The organism is Permianibacter fluminis, from assembly GCF_013179735.1.
Lineage (GTDB): Bacteria > Pseudomonadota > Gammaproteobacteria > Enterobacterales > Permianibacteraceae > Permianibacter > Permianibacter fluminis.
In genome coordinates this window covers 3,156,017-3,171,975 of the sequence record NZ_JABMEG010000001.1, presented here as the reverse complement: position 1 = coordinate 3,171,975, position 15,959 = coordinate 3,156,017, and the positions used below count along the sequence as shown (strand labels likewise).

The following is a 15,959-nucleotide window of genomic DNA, read 5'->3' as shown; positions in this document are numbered from 1 at the left end:
CATGGCTGCCACTCGCGTTTTGCTGTCAAGCCTGCTCTGGTTGTTGATGGCCTATGTTCCGCCGGGTTTTGCCGAATCTTCGTATCAAACCGGCAAAGAAAAGTGGGTCGCCGGTGATTACGCGGCGGCATTGACGGCGCTGCTGGAATTTCGCAAACAAGCCTTTGGTCGCACCGCCGAAGTGGACTACATGCTCGGCACCAGTGCCTGTCGTTTACCGGCACGGCAGGAGTGGGGGCTGCGGGTGCTGAATTTCACGCTGTATAACTACGCGCTGGATGATAGCAGTCGACAGCAGGTGCAGACCGAACTGCAAAAGTGCCAGCAAGCGGGTTTGTCAGGTGAACGTCTCGCTGTTGCTGGCGCCATTCATGCCGTGCTGGTGGCGGGCGCTTCCGGGCAAGGCAAGATGTATTACGACCTGGGTTCGGAGAACTCCTTGTTTGCCTATCCGGCGAGGCATGTGCGCGAAATTGCAGAAGCCGAGTTCTCGGCACGCTTGTTCACGCCACAGCAGTTACCGGAAGCAAAGGCCAAGATCAGCAGTTTGGTGCCCGAGTTCACCGTGCATGGCTATGGTCGCTTTGTGCTTGCAAGCCACGCCGGACATAGCGTCAGCGAGCTGGAGCAACTGGCAACAAAACTGGATCGCTATTTCGCCTTTTTGCAACAGCGTTATGCCATCACGGCACCGACCAGTGTGGTCAGTGTCTATCTGGTGCCAACCGTTGCCGAGCTGCAACAATTGGCCGAGCGCCTGCACGGTTTGGCGGTCAATCCCAATACCATTGGCTACACCTATCGCAATGATCAATCGGCCGTGGCAATGGTGACCGGAGTCAATACTGGAACCCTGTTTCACGAGCTGTTTCATTTGAGTGTGCGCAACGGCTTCGGCGACATTCCGCAATGGCTGGACGAGGGGATTGCCTCGCTGTATGAAGTCTCGACGTTTCGCCAGCAGGAGCTGTTCGGCTTGGTCAATTGGCGCGGCGAATTGCTGAAACGCTTTTCCCGCGACATTCCTCCGGTAGCCAAGGTCATCAGTTCCGACTGGTTTCCGTTTGATGTGCAGGAGCTGGAGCGTGACCGCTGGCAGGACGGTCAGTCCAATCGCGAGCTCGCGGTGCAAATGGCGGCCAACCGCTATTTCATTCTGTATCTGCAAGAGCAGGGCAAACTGACTGACGTCTATCGCAGTTTTCGCGACCGTGATCTCGATGCGCTGGCCGACAATCCGCATCAGGATGCGCTGAAACGGGTGGAACAGGTGCTGGGCAAACCGATGTCGACCATCGAAGCTGAATTTGGCGCATGGCTGAAACAGGTCCTGCAACACGGGTTGCCTGCACCCGCCGGCACCGGTGAAACGGCGACCAAAAGTGGTACCGGCCAGAAACCCTAACAGCCTGGGACTTTAACGGCGAGCGACGGTAACAGCCAGAGGCGGTAACGGCTTGCAGCGTTGAGATGGTCGGCGCAGAATCGCCAGCCGTTGCCGCCGTCTCCGGATTTGCCAAGTGAATCGCGTTCCTGCTGCCACCTTGCGCCATGAAATTGAAGTCAAGCGCAGCCGGTTTATTGCGACCGTCGCGCGGGCTGGCTCACGCAGCGAGGCCGAGCAAGTGATTGCCAGTGTGCGCGCCGAATTTGCCGACGCGACCCACAATGCATTTGCCTACATCGCCGGCATGCCCGGCAACACCGCAGATGTTGCCTGTTCGGATGATGGCGAGGTGGTGGGTACTGCAGGGCGGCCGCTGCTGAATCTTTTGCAACATAGCGAATTGGCGGAAGTGGTTGTGGTGGTGAGCCGCTATTACGGTGGCACCTTGCTCGGCAGTGGTGGTTTGGTGCGCGCTTATAGCCAAGCCCTGAAAGATGCCTTGGCATTGTTGCCGACACTGGCGCTGGTAGCGAGCTGCAGCGCTGAAATTTCGTTTGCCTTTGCGCTTGAGGCTTCGGTTAGGCGGGAGCTTGCCCGGATTGGCGCCAACGTGCTCAGCCAACACTATGGCGAGCGTGTGAACCTGCAGATTCAATTGCCGATCACCCATCGCGATGAATTCCGCGCGGTGTTGGACAGCCTCAGCAAAGGGCAGGCGATCTGGCGGGATCTGCAGGCCTGAATTGGTTTGATTGGTGAACCTGAATGGTAAATCGGATTGATTAATGAACCGATTCAGGCGGCAGCGGCCGGCAGCATCTGCTGTAGCCGCTCGACCATTTTCTCGGACGGTTCAAAAATTTCCAGACAGACCCGACCCTTTAGATCTTCGTAGAAATATTCAAAGTGGGTGCAGGCGAGGATCAGAATCTCGACGCCGCTCATGCGCAGGCTGGAGCCGATTTCGACCAACGCATGATCGCGGATGATGGCTTTCGGCGAATAACCTTTCTCGATGTCTTCAACAATCTGCAAATTACCGACGCCGATCACCTTGGCCTGGCTGTCGCCTTCGATAATCAGCCGCTCAATGTTGGCGCAGCTCTGGCAGTTGGCCGCCAGCAAACCAAACTTGCGGTATTTGCCGATCAGCTCTTTGTAGACATCGAGCGGTGACACCAGCGGAACGGTAATCTGCTTGCGCACGCGGTCCAGATCAATGGCGCCGCTCAGCGAGTTGCAGTAAATCATGATGGCGTTGGCACCGGCGCGCTGCAGCTCCTCGATGACCAGCAAGGTCCGCTCGGTCAGTTGGTTGCGGTCCAGTGCCTGCAATTCGGTTTGCTGCTGCGGGGTTTCCGAAATGGAGCGGCCATAAGCCTTGATCTGATGGGCATCGAGATAATTGACGCCAAAGCGGGTATCAATTGGCGTGCCGGCAATGACGCCAACCACCAGTTTGGAATCGACAACCGAATTCGTGATCAGGGCCATGCTGTGCTCCGTTCAAGCCGGGGTGCTGCTCGCCGTCATCGGTTTCAAACCGAACAGCGAGCGAACAAAGTCGAGGTAGATGCCGTAAGGGCGGCCGAGGAATCCCGCCAACAGGCTGGCGGTGCCGGCGGCTTTCAAAATACCGGCCAGATCTGCGCCACCGAGCGCCATGATGGTCACGTACACCGGCAACTGGAACGACAGGAATACCAGCGAGTCGACCCAGTAGCGCTTCAGCGCGCTGCTGGCTTCGTTCATGCCGGTCCGCTGCACGACATATTCCCGCCATACGCCATAAGGCCGGCCGATCAGCGAATTGATCAGCAAGCCCATCAAGCGCACTTTTAAATGCGCCTGCCAACTCATGTCGGCGACGATCAGCTCCAGCGGCGCCGCCACCGCATAGGAAAACGTGTTCATCACGAACACATCAACCCAGAACTCTTTCAAACGCTCGCGGGCAGGGAGCGAGGAGGTCTTGGCGGTGGGGTTTTCAATCGACACTGTGGACGTCCAGACGTATGCTACCCAGGAAAAGCAACGGCCACCGCAAGGGTGGCCGATGGCGCGCATTCTACCCGAACCCCGGCGGTTATGGCAGCTCAACCGACCAGCCAGTTGCAGTTATCGTGAGGGGTTGCCGGCTTGGCATGCGCCATGACGATCCACCATGGCTATATCGGTGCTGCGAATCGGGTATCGCCAACATGCTGTTTGGTCAAGGAAAGTGGTAGATGGTTTGTCGTTCATTTGTTGTTGCTGGCGGCATGTTGCTGGCTTGCCTGCTGTGCGCTTGCCAGCAATCGGAAACCTCGGCCGAGAAAGCGGATGTGGTGGCGTCTTCGCCGCAGGCCACACCAGAAAACACTGCAGCCGCGAATGCCGTGGCGGTTGATAGCACGACGCTGCGTTCGGGGTTGCAGGAACTGGTCCTGGCACATCGGCAGTTGATCGTGCTATTTGCCGAGCCCGGCCGTGATGCCGCAGAGCAGGACGTCATCAATCAGGTCGGCCAGTACATCTTTCATGAAAATCAAGCTCGGTTACAGGCGCTGCTCGCGCAGACGGCGACGCTTGCCGACGCGAGCAATACCAATTGGTTTGCTGCCCTGGACGATTTGCTGGTCTATGTCGAGTCGGCTGATGATCTGTTTGATGCTGACCGCCTGGCATTTCGAGAATGGCTGCTTGCGCTTGAATCGAGCAGTACCAAGAGTGGCACCTTGCCGGCCATCAAGTTGCACAAGCGCATTGTCGAGGATCTTGATGCCCTGAACGAAATCGAGCGCTTGTATGACAAGGAGATCAAACAGATATTCAGTCGCTTCGAAACGCGCGCCATTGTACTGCGGCGGGAGCGGTGGCAAGAGTATCTTGCGCAGCTGAAAGCGCGACTGTCTCGGGACGACATTTTGAAGCAGTACGGCCACATCATGCCGTATCCAACACCGGCGGAACGCGAGCGGGTGCAACAGAAATCCATTTTTGGCCGCACATTGCCTGAGAAGACGGTGGTTCTGAGCTTTGATGATGGCCCGCACGCGAGCTATACCAGTGAAATTGCCGCCATTTTGAAGCGCTACAACGCGCCGGCAGTGTTCTTCCACGTAGGCAAGAATCTTGGCACCGTCGACAAGGACGGTATCGTCACGCTGTCGAAGCGGGCGGAAATAAGCCGTCAGCTAGCTGGCGAGGGTTTTACGCTGGCCAACCACACCTATAGTCATGCTCAACTGTCAAAAGAAACGGGTGAATCACTGAAATCGGAAATCACTATGGCTGATGCCGTTCTGAAGTCGGTTGACGGCAAACGCTCCAGCCTGTTCCGATTTCCTTATGGCGCCAACAATGATGAAGGTTTGACTGCGTTGTCACAGGCAAACCTGATTTCGGTGATGTGGAATATCGATTCGCTCGATTGGGCCGATCCGGTCCCCACGTCGATTGCGGATCGGGTATTGCGACTTGTGGATCAAGAGGGTCGTGGCATCATCCTGTTTCACGACATTCATGACCGAACCGTAAAAGCCTTGCCCAAGGTGCTGGACCGCCTGGTGGCAGAGGGGTATCGCTTTGCCGGCTGGGATGGCAAGGACTTCACCGTACCGAAGGAAGCCGAACTTCCAGTTGGCAAGCTGGCCATGAGCACCGAATACGGCGACTCTTGGGCCATCGTGATTGGTATCGACAACTACGACAAGTGGCCCAAGCTGCAATATGCCGCCCGTGATGCTGAAGCCGTCCGCACCACCCTGATCGAACAACACGGTTTCACCAGTGAGCGCGTTCTGGTTTTGCAGAACGAAGCGGCGACGCGCAATGCCATTCTGTCATTGTTTCATGAGCGTTTGGCCCATGATGGGGTCAAGAGCAATGATCGCCTTTTTGTATTCTTTGCTGGTCACGGCGCCACTCGCAAGCTGAGCTCGGGTCGCGAACTCGGCTACATCGTTCCGGTCGATTCCGATCCTGCAACTTTTGCCAGCGATGCAATTGCCATGAGCGACATTCAAAATATCGCCGAAAGCCTGACGGCCAAGCATGTGCTGTTTGTTATGGATGCCTGCTACAGCGGCCTTGGCCTCACGCGCGGAGCCGGTTCGGGTAGCTATCTAAAGGAAAATTCGCGCCGACTGGGCCGTCAGATGCTGACCGCTGGTGGCGCGGATCAGCTAGTTGCTGACGGCGGTCCGAATGGTCATTCGGTCTTCACATGGGCGTTGCTGCAGGCGTTGACGGGTAAGGGGGATTTGAACGGTGACTCGCTGATCACGGCAACCGAATTGGCGGCCTATCTTGCGCCAGCCGTATCCAGCATCTCACAGCAGACGCCGGCATTTGGCAGCTTACCTGGATCGGAAGGCGGCGAATTCATTTTTGAATTGAGTGGCGAATCTGAGTTTCTGAATCCACAGACTGAGCAATTACAACGTGACGAAATCGCGATGAACAAGCAGCTTGATGCTGCAAGTCAGCTGAGCGCGACGGCGCCAGTCAAAGTGCTGGATCTGCAGGGCAAGGCGCAGGAGCTCAAGTTGCCGAAAGCGGTCAGCTCGTCCATGCGGCAGTTGGCGCAGCGTGCCAATGACAAGGGATTGCAGCTGTACCGGGAACAGCAATATGCGGCTGCCGAAGCGCAGTTTACCGAAGCGCTGAAATACCGGCCTGATTTTGCTCTGGCCGCCAACAACCTGGGTTACATCTACTTTCAGCAAGGAAAGTATCAGGAGGCGGTGCGCTGGTATGAGAAAACACTGCAAATTGATCCGTCACGTTCCGTTGCCTATCGCAACCTCGGTGATGTGAAGGTCAAGCTGGGACAAATCGACCAGGCCAAGCAGGCGTTCAACACATACTTGGAACTGGCGCCAACTGGTGTTGGCGCTGACTATGTCAGAGCAGAGTTGGCGAAGCTCTGAGTTGGCTTTCTCTGTTGGAAAAAAGGGCACGTTATCCGTGCCCTTTTTTTGCTCATGGCGATGAGGCCAAGTGACATCATCGCCAGCCGAGTGTGTTACTGACCCGCTTTTTTACCGCTGCTGCCGCCTGCTTTCGGCAAAAAGCCGCGCTTGCGCATCAAGGCATCGGTTTGGACATCGCGGCCGCGGAATTCGCGGAATTCTTCCGCTTGGTCCTTGGTGTTGCCGGCAGACAGGATGGTCTTGCGGAAGCGTTCGGCTACGGATTTGTCCCACGGGCCTTTGCCTTCGCCGAAGGCTTCCCAGGCATCGGCGGTCAGTGAATCTGACCACAGGTAGGAGTAATAGCCGGCCGAATAGCCATCGGACGAGAACACGTGGCCGAATTGCGGCGTGCGGTGGCGCATGACGATTTCTGCCGGCATGCCGAGCTTCTGCAGTTCTTCACGTTCGAACTTGTCCGGATCAATGGTCTCGCCACCGGCCAGATGCAGTTTCATGTCGATGACGGCCGAAGCGAGGTATTCCATGGTCTTGAAGCCTTCATTGAAGGTTTCTGCCGCCTCGATCTTGTCGACCAGTGCTTTCGGAATCGGTTTGCCGGTTTGGTAGTGCAAGGCAAATTTGTTCAGCACTTCCGGCGTCGACAGCCAGTGCTCGTTGATCTGCGACGGGAATTCGACAAAGTCACGCGCGACGGAAGTGCCGGCCAGACTTGGGTATTTCACATCCGACAGCATACCATGCAGGGCGTGGCCAAATTCATGGAACATGGTTTCCGCATCGTCCCAGGAGATCAGCACCGGTTCACCCGGCTGGCCTTTCACGAAGTTGGAGTTGTTCGAGACGATTGGCGTCACGTTGCCATCGAGCTTTTCCTGACCGCGGTAGGCATTCATCCAGGCACCGGAACGTTTGCCCGGCCGTGCGTACGGGTCGAAATACCACAGGCCGACGTGTTTGCCCTTGGCATTGGTCACTTCGTAAACGGTGACATCCGGGTGTTGCACCGGCAGGCCTTTGACCAGCTTGAATTTCAGACCATAAAGCTGACCGGCGGCCCAGAACATGCCTTCACGCAGTTTGTCGAGCTGCATATAGGGTTTCACTTCGTTCATGTCCAGATCGTATTTTTCTTTGCGCAGTTTCTCGGCGTAGTAGCGATAGTCCCACGGCGCAATCTTGATCCAGGCTTCTTCCTTGTCGGCGATGGCTTGCATGGCCGCGACATCGGCTTTCACTTGCGCGGCGGCTGGTGTCCAGACCGATTCCATCAAGGCCATTGCGCGCTCGGGTGTGCCGGCCATTTGCGGTTCGACGCGCCAGTGGGCGTGGGTTTTGTAACCGAGCAACTGGGCCCGCTCAAAACGCAGCTTCAGAATTTCCGTGATGATGGAGTTATTGTCAGTTTTGCCACCGTTGTCGCCACGGCTGAAATAGGTGCGCCAGACTTTTTCCCGCAGGGCGCGATTGCTGGCATTGACCAGCACCGGTTCCATCGAGGAACGGGTGTTGTTGATGACCCATTTGCCTTTGAGGCTGCGTGCTTCGGCATTGCTGGCGGCGGCGGCGATCAAATCAGCTGGCAGGCCGGCCAGATCCGATTCGTTTTCGACCACGGTGAACAGATTGCTTTCGTCGTCGAGCAGATTCTGACTGAAGTTGTTGAACAAGGTTGCCAGCCGACCGTTGATCTCGGTGATGCGGGCTTTTTGTTCTGCATTCAGCGTCGCGCCGGAGCGGACAAAACCGTTGTAATAGGTCCAGACCAGACGCTGTTCTTCCGGCGTCAGCTTGGCTTTGTCCGGGCTGTTGTAAACCGCCTCAACGCGCTTGAACAGCGGTTCGTTCTGATTGATTTCATCATTGAACGCGGCCAGCTTGGGCGCCAGATCGCGCTGGATGTTCGGCATCTCGCCGAGATTCAGCGTGCTCGAATGCACGCCGTAATAGGTGTAGACCTGATCCAGCAGTCGGCCGGAGCGTTCCAGTTCGATGATGGTGTTGGCGAAGGTGGGTGCGTCGGGATTGCTGGCGATTTTGGCGACCCGGGCGCGTGAGTCGGCCATGGCGGCGGTAAACGCGGCGCCGAAGTCCTCCGGCTTGACCTTGTCCCAGGCCGGGACGCCACCGTAGGGGCCGGTCCATGCGGCCAGCATCGCCGGCGACCCCGTCGGGGTGGTGGTCTCGTCGGCATGGCTGATGCTGGTGCCCAGTGTGGCAACGAGAGTGGCAGTAACCAGCGTTCTGGCAATCAGGGCGTTTTTCGGTGAGGTACGGGTTTTCTGCATCGCGACAAACCTCGGATGGCAGTGCCGGTGCAAAGGGCGGGGCAATCCTGCCGCCTTACCGGACGATCAATAGCCAGCGAATCCCTCCGCCGGGCGAGACCGGGGATGGTAGCCGGCCCTGTCGCTGCTGCCAGCCGGCAAAACCGTTACAAGGCGTTTCAGCGGCCCGGCTTACCCGGCCGAGTGCCGGCGGCCCGCCATTTCGGCTATTGCGCGGATTTTTTATGGTAAGTTTCACGGCTACCTGAGAATGGAGAGGAATCAGGCGTGAAGAAAAATTTGAATAAATTGCTGGCAACCGTGATGACCCTGACCGCGCTTGGCCTGGTCGGCTGCGAACGGGGTGATGAGCCGGCGCCGGAAACCACCACGCCGGTCGCGCAAGCCAGCGCCAAAGCGCGGGAAATAAAACAATACAGCGCCGCGATGCTCTATGAAACGGTCAGCTATGGCGGTAGCTCCATCAATGCTGCCGGTGACGCCGTGCTGTTGCATTCTGACGAGTCGGGCGTTTTCAATGTCTATCGCGTTGCCCTGGCCAGCGGCGAAAAGACCGCACTGACCGATTCGAAAGACGACGCGCTGTTTGCCGAAAGTTTTTTCCCGGCCGATGATCGCGTGCTCTACAGCGGCGACAAAGGTGGCAACGAGCTGGACCATCTGTTTGTTCGCGCGCTGGATGGCTCCATCACGGATCTGACCCCCGGCGACAAACTGAAGGCGCAGTTCATCCGGTTCAGCAAGGACGGCAAGTCCTTCTACGTCATGACCAATGAGCGCGATGCCAAATTTTTTGATGTCTACAAATACGACAGCGCAAACTATCGCCGGGAGATGGTCTACAAGAACGATGCCGGCATGCAACCGGAAGCGCTCAGTGGCGACGGTCGCTGGCTGGCCTTGAACCGCAGCAACAACAACGCCGACAGCGATATTTTTGTGGTTGATCTGAGCAGCAAGGACAAAAAGTTGCTGCACCTTACGCCGCATGAAGGTTTTGTCCAGTACAGCGCGGCGACCTTTACCCCGGATAACTTTGGCCTGATTTACACCACCGACGCCAACGGCGAATTTGCCCAGGCGATCCGTTACAACATGGCGGGTGGCAAACGCGACACGCTGATCAATGCCGAATGGGATGTCTCGTTCGTTTATTTTTCGGATGACGGCCGCTACATGATCAGCGGCATCAATGCCGATGGCTCCACCGAAGTCCGCATTCTGGACACCGTGACCAACAAGGCGTTGCCACTGCCAGAAATGCCGAAGGGCGATCTGCGCAGCATCAGCTTCAGCAAAGACAGCAAGCGGATGGTGTTCTACGTCAACTCCGACACCTCGCCGTCCAATCTGTATGTCTACAACATGGATGGCAAGGCGCCGCAACAGCTGACGCAGGCCTTGCCGAAAGAGGTAGCCGAGCTGGATCTGGTCAAGAGCGATGTGGTGCGTTATCCGAGCACCGACAATCTGGAAATTCCGGCGCTGCTGTTCAGGCCGCAAACTGCCAATGCCGACAGCAAAGTACCGGCGATTGTTTACATCCACGGCGGTCCCGGTGGCCAGACTCGCAAAGGTTACAACCCGACCATCCAGCATCTGGTCAATCACGGTTACGCGGTCATTGGTGTCAACAATCGCGGCTCTAGCGGTTATGGCAAGACCTTTTATCATCTGGATGACAAGAAGCACGGCGAGAAAGATCTGGAAGACATCGTTGCGGCCAAGAAATACCTGCAGTCGCTGCCGTGGGTCGATGGCGACCGCATTGCCGTGATGGGCGGCAGTTATGGCGGTTACCTGACCATGGCGGCCATGACTTATACCGACGAGTTCGCGGTTGGTATCGACATTTTCGGTGTCACCAACTGGGTCCGGACCCTGGAATCGATTCCGCCGTGGTGGGCCAGCTTCCGTGATTCGCTGTACGCAGAAATGGGCGATCCGGCCAAGGACAAGGAACGCCTGCGGCGCATTTCGCCGCTGTTCCATGCCGACAACATCAAGAAGCCGGTACTGGTCATTCAGGGCGCCAACGACCCGCGGGTGCTGCAGGCGGAAAGTGACGAGATGGTCGCGGCCATTCGCGCCAACAATGTCCCGGTCGAGTACGTGCTGTTCCCGGACGAAGGCCATGGCTTCGTCAAAAAGAACAATCGTATCCGGGCCTCTGATTCCTATCTGTTGTTCCTGGACACGTATTTGAAAGGGCAGGGGCCGGTTGTGCCTGCAGCGCCGGCATCCGCCACTACGGAGCCCGCTGCCGCTGAATCCGCGACGTCCGAATCGGCTGCGCCTGAGTCGGCGCCAGCGAGCAACTGATCACGGCACGATATCTGATCATGGCAAAACACCGGATCATGACAAGACATCGTCATGCTGACGGGGCACCTTGGTGCCCCGTTTTTTTCGGGCGGCAGCAACCGTGACAGGAGCTGGAACCATGGCGTTTAACGACGTTTCTCCAAGAGACAAATCTGTAAACGACGAGTCTGCAAGAGACAAGCCAGTAAAAGACAAGCCAGTAAAAGACAAGCTGGAGATCGATGCGCTGGTCAAAGCGTTCTTTCAGGTTTTTGACAACCGTGGCGGAAAGCGCCCGGCGTTTGACCAATTGCATCAGTTGTTCATTAGCGAGGCGCTGGTGATAAAGAATGTCGGCGACCGGCCGGAAATTTATACGCTGACCCAGTTCATTGCGCCGCGGGAAGTGCTGCTGACAAATGGCGAGCTGCTGGATTTTTTTGAGCAGGAGTTGGCCGAGCGCACCGATATCTTTGGCAAGATCGCCCAGCGCTTTTGTGTCTACCAAAAATCCGGAATGCAGCAGGGCCAGGCTTTTCAGGCCAAGGGAATGAAGACCATGCAGTTCATCAAGACGCCGGGCGGCTGGAAAATAGCCGCAGTGGCCTGGGATGATGAGCGCCCGGGCCTGATGATCGCGAGTGACCTGATGCGTCTGGATCAGTAACCGCTCGGCGAAAAATGCATGAAGTCTTTTTGCTTGCCGGCAATTTCGCCGCCCCACTTGAAGCCGTATTTCTTGAACGTGAGCACAATGGGGGATTCGACTGTCAGGCTGGTCGGCTGCTGCGGATTCCACGGACCACCTTTGATCAAGCGACAGCCGGGGCCGAACTGATAGCAGTTGTCATAGAGCCCGTTTTGTTCGGTATTGATATCCAGCGCGACCCCGAATGAGTGATTGCTGAAGCCGGTGCGATTACCGGACTTGTCCGGCTCGCCACGGGTCATGCCAACGCGATAACCGACGATGTCGATCAGCGCCGCCTGTTGCTGCTGCAATTCCGTGACAATTTTGCGGATGTTGTCTGCCAGCTTTTTACAGGCCTTGAATGGCCGCAAACCGGGAAACTCAAACTCCATTTGATCTTCGTTGCACACCGTGCAGCCGGTGGTGGCGTCGATTTCGGCATTGCTCAGTTCGCTGCGCAATTTGCGTATTTGTTGGTGGTTGACCGCCTGACGCGTCTGGGTGTTCCACTGGTAGGTCGAATAACTGCAGGTGTCATCGGCCGCGCTGGCGTGGGTAGTTGCAAGCAGCAGCGTCAACAGGAACATCGGGTGAATGCGGCGCACGGTTATCGGTGGTCGGCGGGGAAGTGGTCGGCCAATGTTAGCACCGCTGCTATGTCGGCGGCATTGCCGTACTGGCAAGCGCCAACAAACCTGGGTCACGTTGCCAACGATGAATCACAGCCCATTCGAGCAGGAGTCAAAGCCAGAATCGATTGGGATATCGGCGTAATGTGGCGCGGTCTGTGATTGCTGGCCCTGTTCACTCCGAACGCGCCCGGTGCTATGTTCGTGCTCAGCCATGTCATTGAGACATGTCATTGGTTTTGGGAACTGCCATGCCACGCTTTGCCGACCCGCTGCAGACCACCGATATCATCAATCCGTTTCCGGGCATCGTTGCGCTGGAGCGTATGCTTGGCCGTGCGATCACGGCGCGTATCGGCTCGAACGAAGGCTTGCCGATTGCCAATGAGGCGCTGCTGCATGCGTTCGGTGCGTCTTTCTGTGAGCTGGCCCGGCTGTATCCGGACCCCTCCGCGCTGGCCTTGCGCGAGTGCGTCGCGGCTCAGCAGCGTGTGCAGGCAGAGCAGGTCCTGTTTGATGCCGGCGCGGACAGTCTGCTGCTGCTGGCGCTTCGGAGTTTCTGCAATGCTGGCGATGCGGTGGTGACCAGCGCGGGGACCTATCCCAGTTTCAAATATTTTGCCGAGGGGGTCGGTGCCCGGATTATCGAGGTGCCGTATCACGATCAGGCGGGACTGCTTGCCCCAAATTTGTCGACGATGGCCGCCGAGGCAACCGCGTGTAACGCAAAAGTGGTCTATCTCGCCAACCCCGATAATCCCAGCGGTTACTATCATGACCGCAACGCCATTCGCCGCTTCCGCGAGCAATTGCCTATTGAAACTGCATTGATTCTGGATGAGGCGTACATTGACTTTTGCGGCGTCGAGGAGTGCCTTGCGCTGGCGGGCCATGGCAACGTTGCCATCGACTACCCCAACACGGTGCGTTTGCGTACGCTGTCCAAGGCGTATGCGGCCGCCGGTCTGCGGCTCGGGTATGCGTTGGCTGATGCCGAGTGGATCAAGAAGGCGGCGATGATCCGAATCCACTACGCCACCAGCAGTGTCGCGCAGGCTGCCGGTCTGATTCTGCTGAATGATGAACGCTACAAGCAGCAACTGATCGCGCAGACACTGCAGTTGCGGCAGCAATTGACCGAGCAATTGAGCGCAGCCGGCAACGGCCGCATAACGGTATTGCCGTCGGCCACCAATTTCATTGCGATCCGGTATTCCGATGCCGCTCGCGCGACGGCGGTTCAGCAGCAGTTGTGGCAACAAGGCATTTCTGTGCACAGGCCACCACACCCGGCATTGCAGCATCTGCTGCGGGTGACGGCGCAACCGGCAGCGCTCGAAGCGACGGTGATATCGACCTTGGCCGGTGGTTGATTGCGTCGCGCAGTGGCAGTAACGATTGTTTGCTTGTTGTCGAACTTGTCTTTGTGTCGCGCCTTTTTTTTTCGGGTATCGGTGCCGGGTATTGGCTTCGGGGATTGATTCAAGCATCAGGTTTAGTGAAGCGGATTGGTAATTGAGGAAGCGTTTCATGTACGTTTTGTATATCGCCAATAAAAACTATTCTTCCTGGTCATTGCGGCCGTGGCTGTTGATGCGGCAGTTGGCGATTCCGTTTCAGGAACGCATGGTGCCGTTTTCGTCCGGCTCCAATTGGGAACAGTTTCGCCGTTTTTCGCCCACCGGACGGGTTCCCTGTCTGCGTGACGAAGACAGTTATATCTGGGATTCGCTGGCCATCACCGAATATCTGGCAGAGCGCCACGACGGTGTCTGGCCACAACAGCAAAAGGCCCGCGCGTGGGCACGTTCGGCAACCGCCGAGATGCATTCCGGTTTTCAGCAGCTGCGCGAGCGTTGTCCGATGAACTGCGCGTTACGGGTTCAACTGAACAGCGTTGCGGCGCCGCTCAACAACGACATCACACGGCTCGATGAGCTCTGGTGCGATGGCCTGAACCGGCACGGTGGTCCGTTCCTGACCGGTGCGGAATTCACTGCCGTCGATGCGTTTTTTGCTCCGGTGGCGTTTCGCGTGCAGACCTATCAACTGAAATTGTCCGCTACCGCAACGAGCTATGCCGAACGATTGCTGACATTGCCGGCAATGCTTGAGTGGTACCGCGCCGCGCTGGTTGAACCGTGGCGCGAGCAGGGGCATGAAGACGAGGTCATGCGCTCCGGCACCGTACTGACGGACTACCGAATCCCCGGCGTCAGCTGATGGCAAATGTCGGCGTTCTTGACTGAGCTGGAGCCATGCTCATGCCGCGTATCAGTTTTACTGCCAATTTGCAGCGTCATGTCGAAACGGCAACGTTGTCGGTTGACGGCGATACCATGCTTGCTGCACTTGAGCAGGTGTTTGCAGTCAATCCGCGGCTGCGTGCCTATGTGCTCGATGATCAGGGCCGGGTGCGTCAGCATGTGGCGATATTTGTTGATGCCCAGCAGATTCGTGATCGTATCCATTTGACCGACACCGTAAGGCCTGACAGCGAGATCTATGTCATGCAGGCTTTGTCTGGCGGTTGAAGTCGCACTGGCGGTTGAAGCCGCATTAGTGCAATCAAACCATTGGAGTCACATCGAGCACAGGAGCGCATCATGTCAGCGAAAATTCACGTTGCCACTCGCAAAGGCTTGTTGACGGTAAGTCGCGGCGCAAGAGGTTGGCAGATTGAGCGAGCGGATCTGCTCGCCGAGCCGGTAACGGCATCGCTGTACGATGCTCGCGATGGCTCGCTGTATGCGGCGTTGCGGCTGGGGCATTTCGGACCCAAGCTGCGCCGCTCCCGCGACGGTGGCCAAACCTGGCAGGAGATTTCGGCACCGGCTTTTCCGGCGATAGCCGCAGCGGATGATGGCAGCGAGCCAGATGCGAACGCCAAAGCGGCATCGGTTGACATGATCTGGTCACTGGAGTGCGGCGGTGCGGATGAGCCGGGTGTGCTGTGGGCCGGTACCATTCCGGGCGCGCTGTTTCGCTCGACGGATGCTGGTGAATCCTGGCAATTGAACCAACCGCTGTGGCAGCTGCCGGCGCGCAAGGAATGGCTCGGTGGCGGCTATGATCAACCCGGCATTCATTCCATTTGCGTTGATCCTCGCGATAGTCGTCGGATCCTGATCGGCATTTCCTGTGGTGGCGTCTGGTACAGCGATGACGGTGGCAACAGCTGGAGCGTTCGTGCGCAGGGCATGCGTGCGGCGTACATGCCGCCGGAGCGCGCCTTCGAACCGAATATCCAGGACCCACACCGTTTGGTTGCCTGCAAGGCGCAACCGGATCATCTGTGGGTACAACACCACAACGGTATTTTTCGCTCAGTTGATGCCGGTTTGCACTGGCAGGAAATTGAAACCGCCAAGCCATCGGCATTTGGTTTTGCCGTGGCTGTGCATCCGCAGCAGCCCGACACGGCCTGGTTTGTTCCGGCAGTCAAAGACGAATGCCGGGTGCCGGTCGAGCAGAAATTGGTGGTCACGCGAACGCGCGACGGTGGCCGGAGTTTTGAACAGTTGCGCACCGGGTTACCGCAGCAACACTGCTTTGATTTGATTTACCGCCACGGCCTGGATGTCGATGCCAGCGGCAATGTGCTGGCCATGGGCTCCACTACCGGCAATCTTTGGTTGTCTGAAGACCAAGGCGATAGCTGGCAACTGCTGTCGAGCCATCTGCCGCCGATTTATTCGGTGCGGTTTGGATGAAGGGCAGGGCGGGTGAGAGGCGGGAGTTTTG

13 protein-coding genes are annotated in these 15,959 nt (G+C 57.4%); 9 read left to right on the top strand and 4 right to left on the bottom strand.

What is annotated here, in order from left to right; translation table 11 throughout:
- The first annotated feature begins 1 nt into the window (after position 1).
- Positions 2 to 1,405, top strand: coding sequence for a hypothetical protein (locus HPT27_RS13790; protein ID WP_172244465.1), 1,404 nt, complete (start codon positions 2 to 4; stop codon positions 1,403 to 1,405).
- 115 nt (positions 1,406 to 1,520) lie between these two features.
- Positions 1,521 to 2,129, top strand: a complete 609-nt coding sequence (locus HPT27_RS13785; protein ID WP_172244463.1) for an IMPACT family protein — start codon at positions 1,521 to 1,523, stop codon at positions 2,127 to 2,129.
- A 53-nt stretch (positions 2,130 to 2,182) separates the two neighbouring features.
- On the opposite strand, the gene HPT27_RS13780 is transcribed toward HPT27_RS13785, so the two are convergent.
- Entirely contained in the window at positions 2,183 to 2,881 is a 699-nt protein-coding gene (locus HPT27_RS13780; RefSeq protein WP_172244461.1) for an aspartate/glutamate racemase family protein, read from the bottom strand.
- A gap of 12 nt (positions 2,882 to 2,893) precedes the next feature.
- On the bottom strand, positions 2,894 to 3,385 hold the full coding sequence (gene alaE / locus HPT27_RS13775) for an L-alanine exporter AlaE (RefSeq protein ID WP_172244459.1): 492 nt from the start codon (positions 3,383 to 3,385) through the stop codon (positions 2,894 to 2,896).
- Between the two features lie 230 nt (positions 3,386 to 3,615).
- On the opposite strand from alaE, the gene HPT27_RS13770 reads away from it, so the two are divergent.
- Positions 3,616 to 6,300, top strand: a complete 2,685-nt coding sequence (locus HPT27_RS13770) for a polysaccharide deacetylase family protein (protein WP_211197968.1) — start codon at positions 3,616 to 3,618, stop codon at positions 6,298 to 6,300.
- 95 nt (positions 6,301 to 6,395) lie between these two features.
- On the opposite strand, the gene HPT27_RS13765 is transcribed toward HPT27_RS13770, so the two are convergent.
- Entirely contained in the window at positions 6,396 to 8,591 is a 2,196-nt protein-coding gene (locus HPT27_RS13765) for a M3 family metallopeptidase (RefSeq protein WP_211197967.1), read from the bottom strand.
- Between the two features lie 267 nt (positions 8,592 to 8,858).
- Between HPT27_RS13765 and HPT27_RS13760 the strand changes: the two genes are divergently transcribed.
- Positions 8,859 to 10,913: a S9 family peptidase gene (locus HPT27_RS13760; protein ID WP_211197966.1), complete on the top strand. Its 2,055-nt coding sequence runs from the start codon at positions 8,859 to 8,861 to the stop codon at positions 10,911 to 10,913.
- A gap of 121 nt (positions 10,914 to 11,034) precedes the next feature.
- Positions 11,035 to 11,562 carry a hypothetical protein gene (locus HPT27_RS13755; protein ID WP_211197965.1) on the top strand — a complete coding sequence of 176 codons (528 nt, stop codon included), beginning with the start codon at positions 11,035 to 11,037 and terminating at the stop codon, positions 11,560 to 11,562.
- On the opposite strand, the gene HPT27_RS19645 is transcribed toward HPT27_RS13755, so the two are convergent.
- Positions 11,556 to 12,191, bottom strand: coding sequence for a M15 family metallopeptidase (locus HPT27_RS19645; protein WP_172244458.1), 636 nt, complete (start codon positions 12,189 to 12,191; stop codon positions 11,556 to 11,558). The two genes, HPT27_RS13755 and HPT27_RS19645, sit on opposite strands and share 7 nt — an antisense overlap.
- Before the next feature lie 275 nt (positions 12,192 to 12,466).
- Here HPT27_RS19645 and HPT27_RS13745 point away from each other — a divergent pair, with 275 nt between their 5' ends.
- The 4 genes from HPT27_RS13745 to HPT27_RS13730 all read left to right on the top strand — a co-directional run bounded on the left by HPT27_RS13745 (position 12,467) and on the right by HPT27_RS13730 (position 15,928).
- A complete protein-coding gene (locus HPT27_RS13745; protein ID WP_172244457.1) occupies positions 12,467 to 13,588 on the top strand; it encodes an aminotransferase class I/II-fold pyridoxal phosphate-dependent enzyme in 1,122 nt (373 codons plus the stop codon).
- A 157-nt stretch (positions 13,589 to 13,745) separates the two neighbouring features.
- On the top strand, positions 13,746 to 14,438 hold the full coding sequence (locus HPT27_RS13740; protein WP_172244456.1) for a glutathione S-transferase family protein: 693 nt from the start codon (positions 13,746 to 13,748) through the stop codon (positions 14,436 to 14,438).
- Positions 14,439 to 14,479: 41 nt separating this feature from the next.
- Positions 14,480 to 14,749 (top strand): MoaD/ThiS family protein, encoded by a 270-nt coding sequence (locus HPT27_RS13735; protein WP_172244455.1) that lies wholly within the window; start codon positions 14,480 to 14,482, stop codon positions 14,747 to 14,749.
- 72 nt (positions 14,750 to 14,821) lie between these two features.
- A complete protein-coding gene (locus HPT27_RS13730; protein WP_172244454.1) occupies positions 14,822 to 15,928 on the top strand; it encodes a WD40/YVTN/BNR-like repeat-containing protein in 1,107 nt (368 codons plus the stop codon).
- Positions 15,929 to 15,959 lie beyond the last annotated feature (31 nt).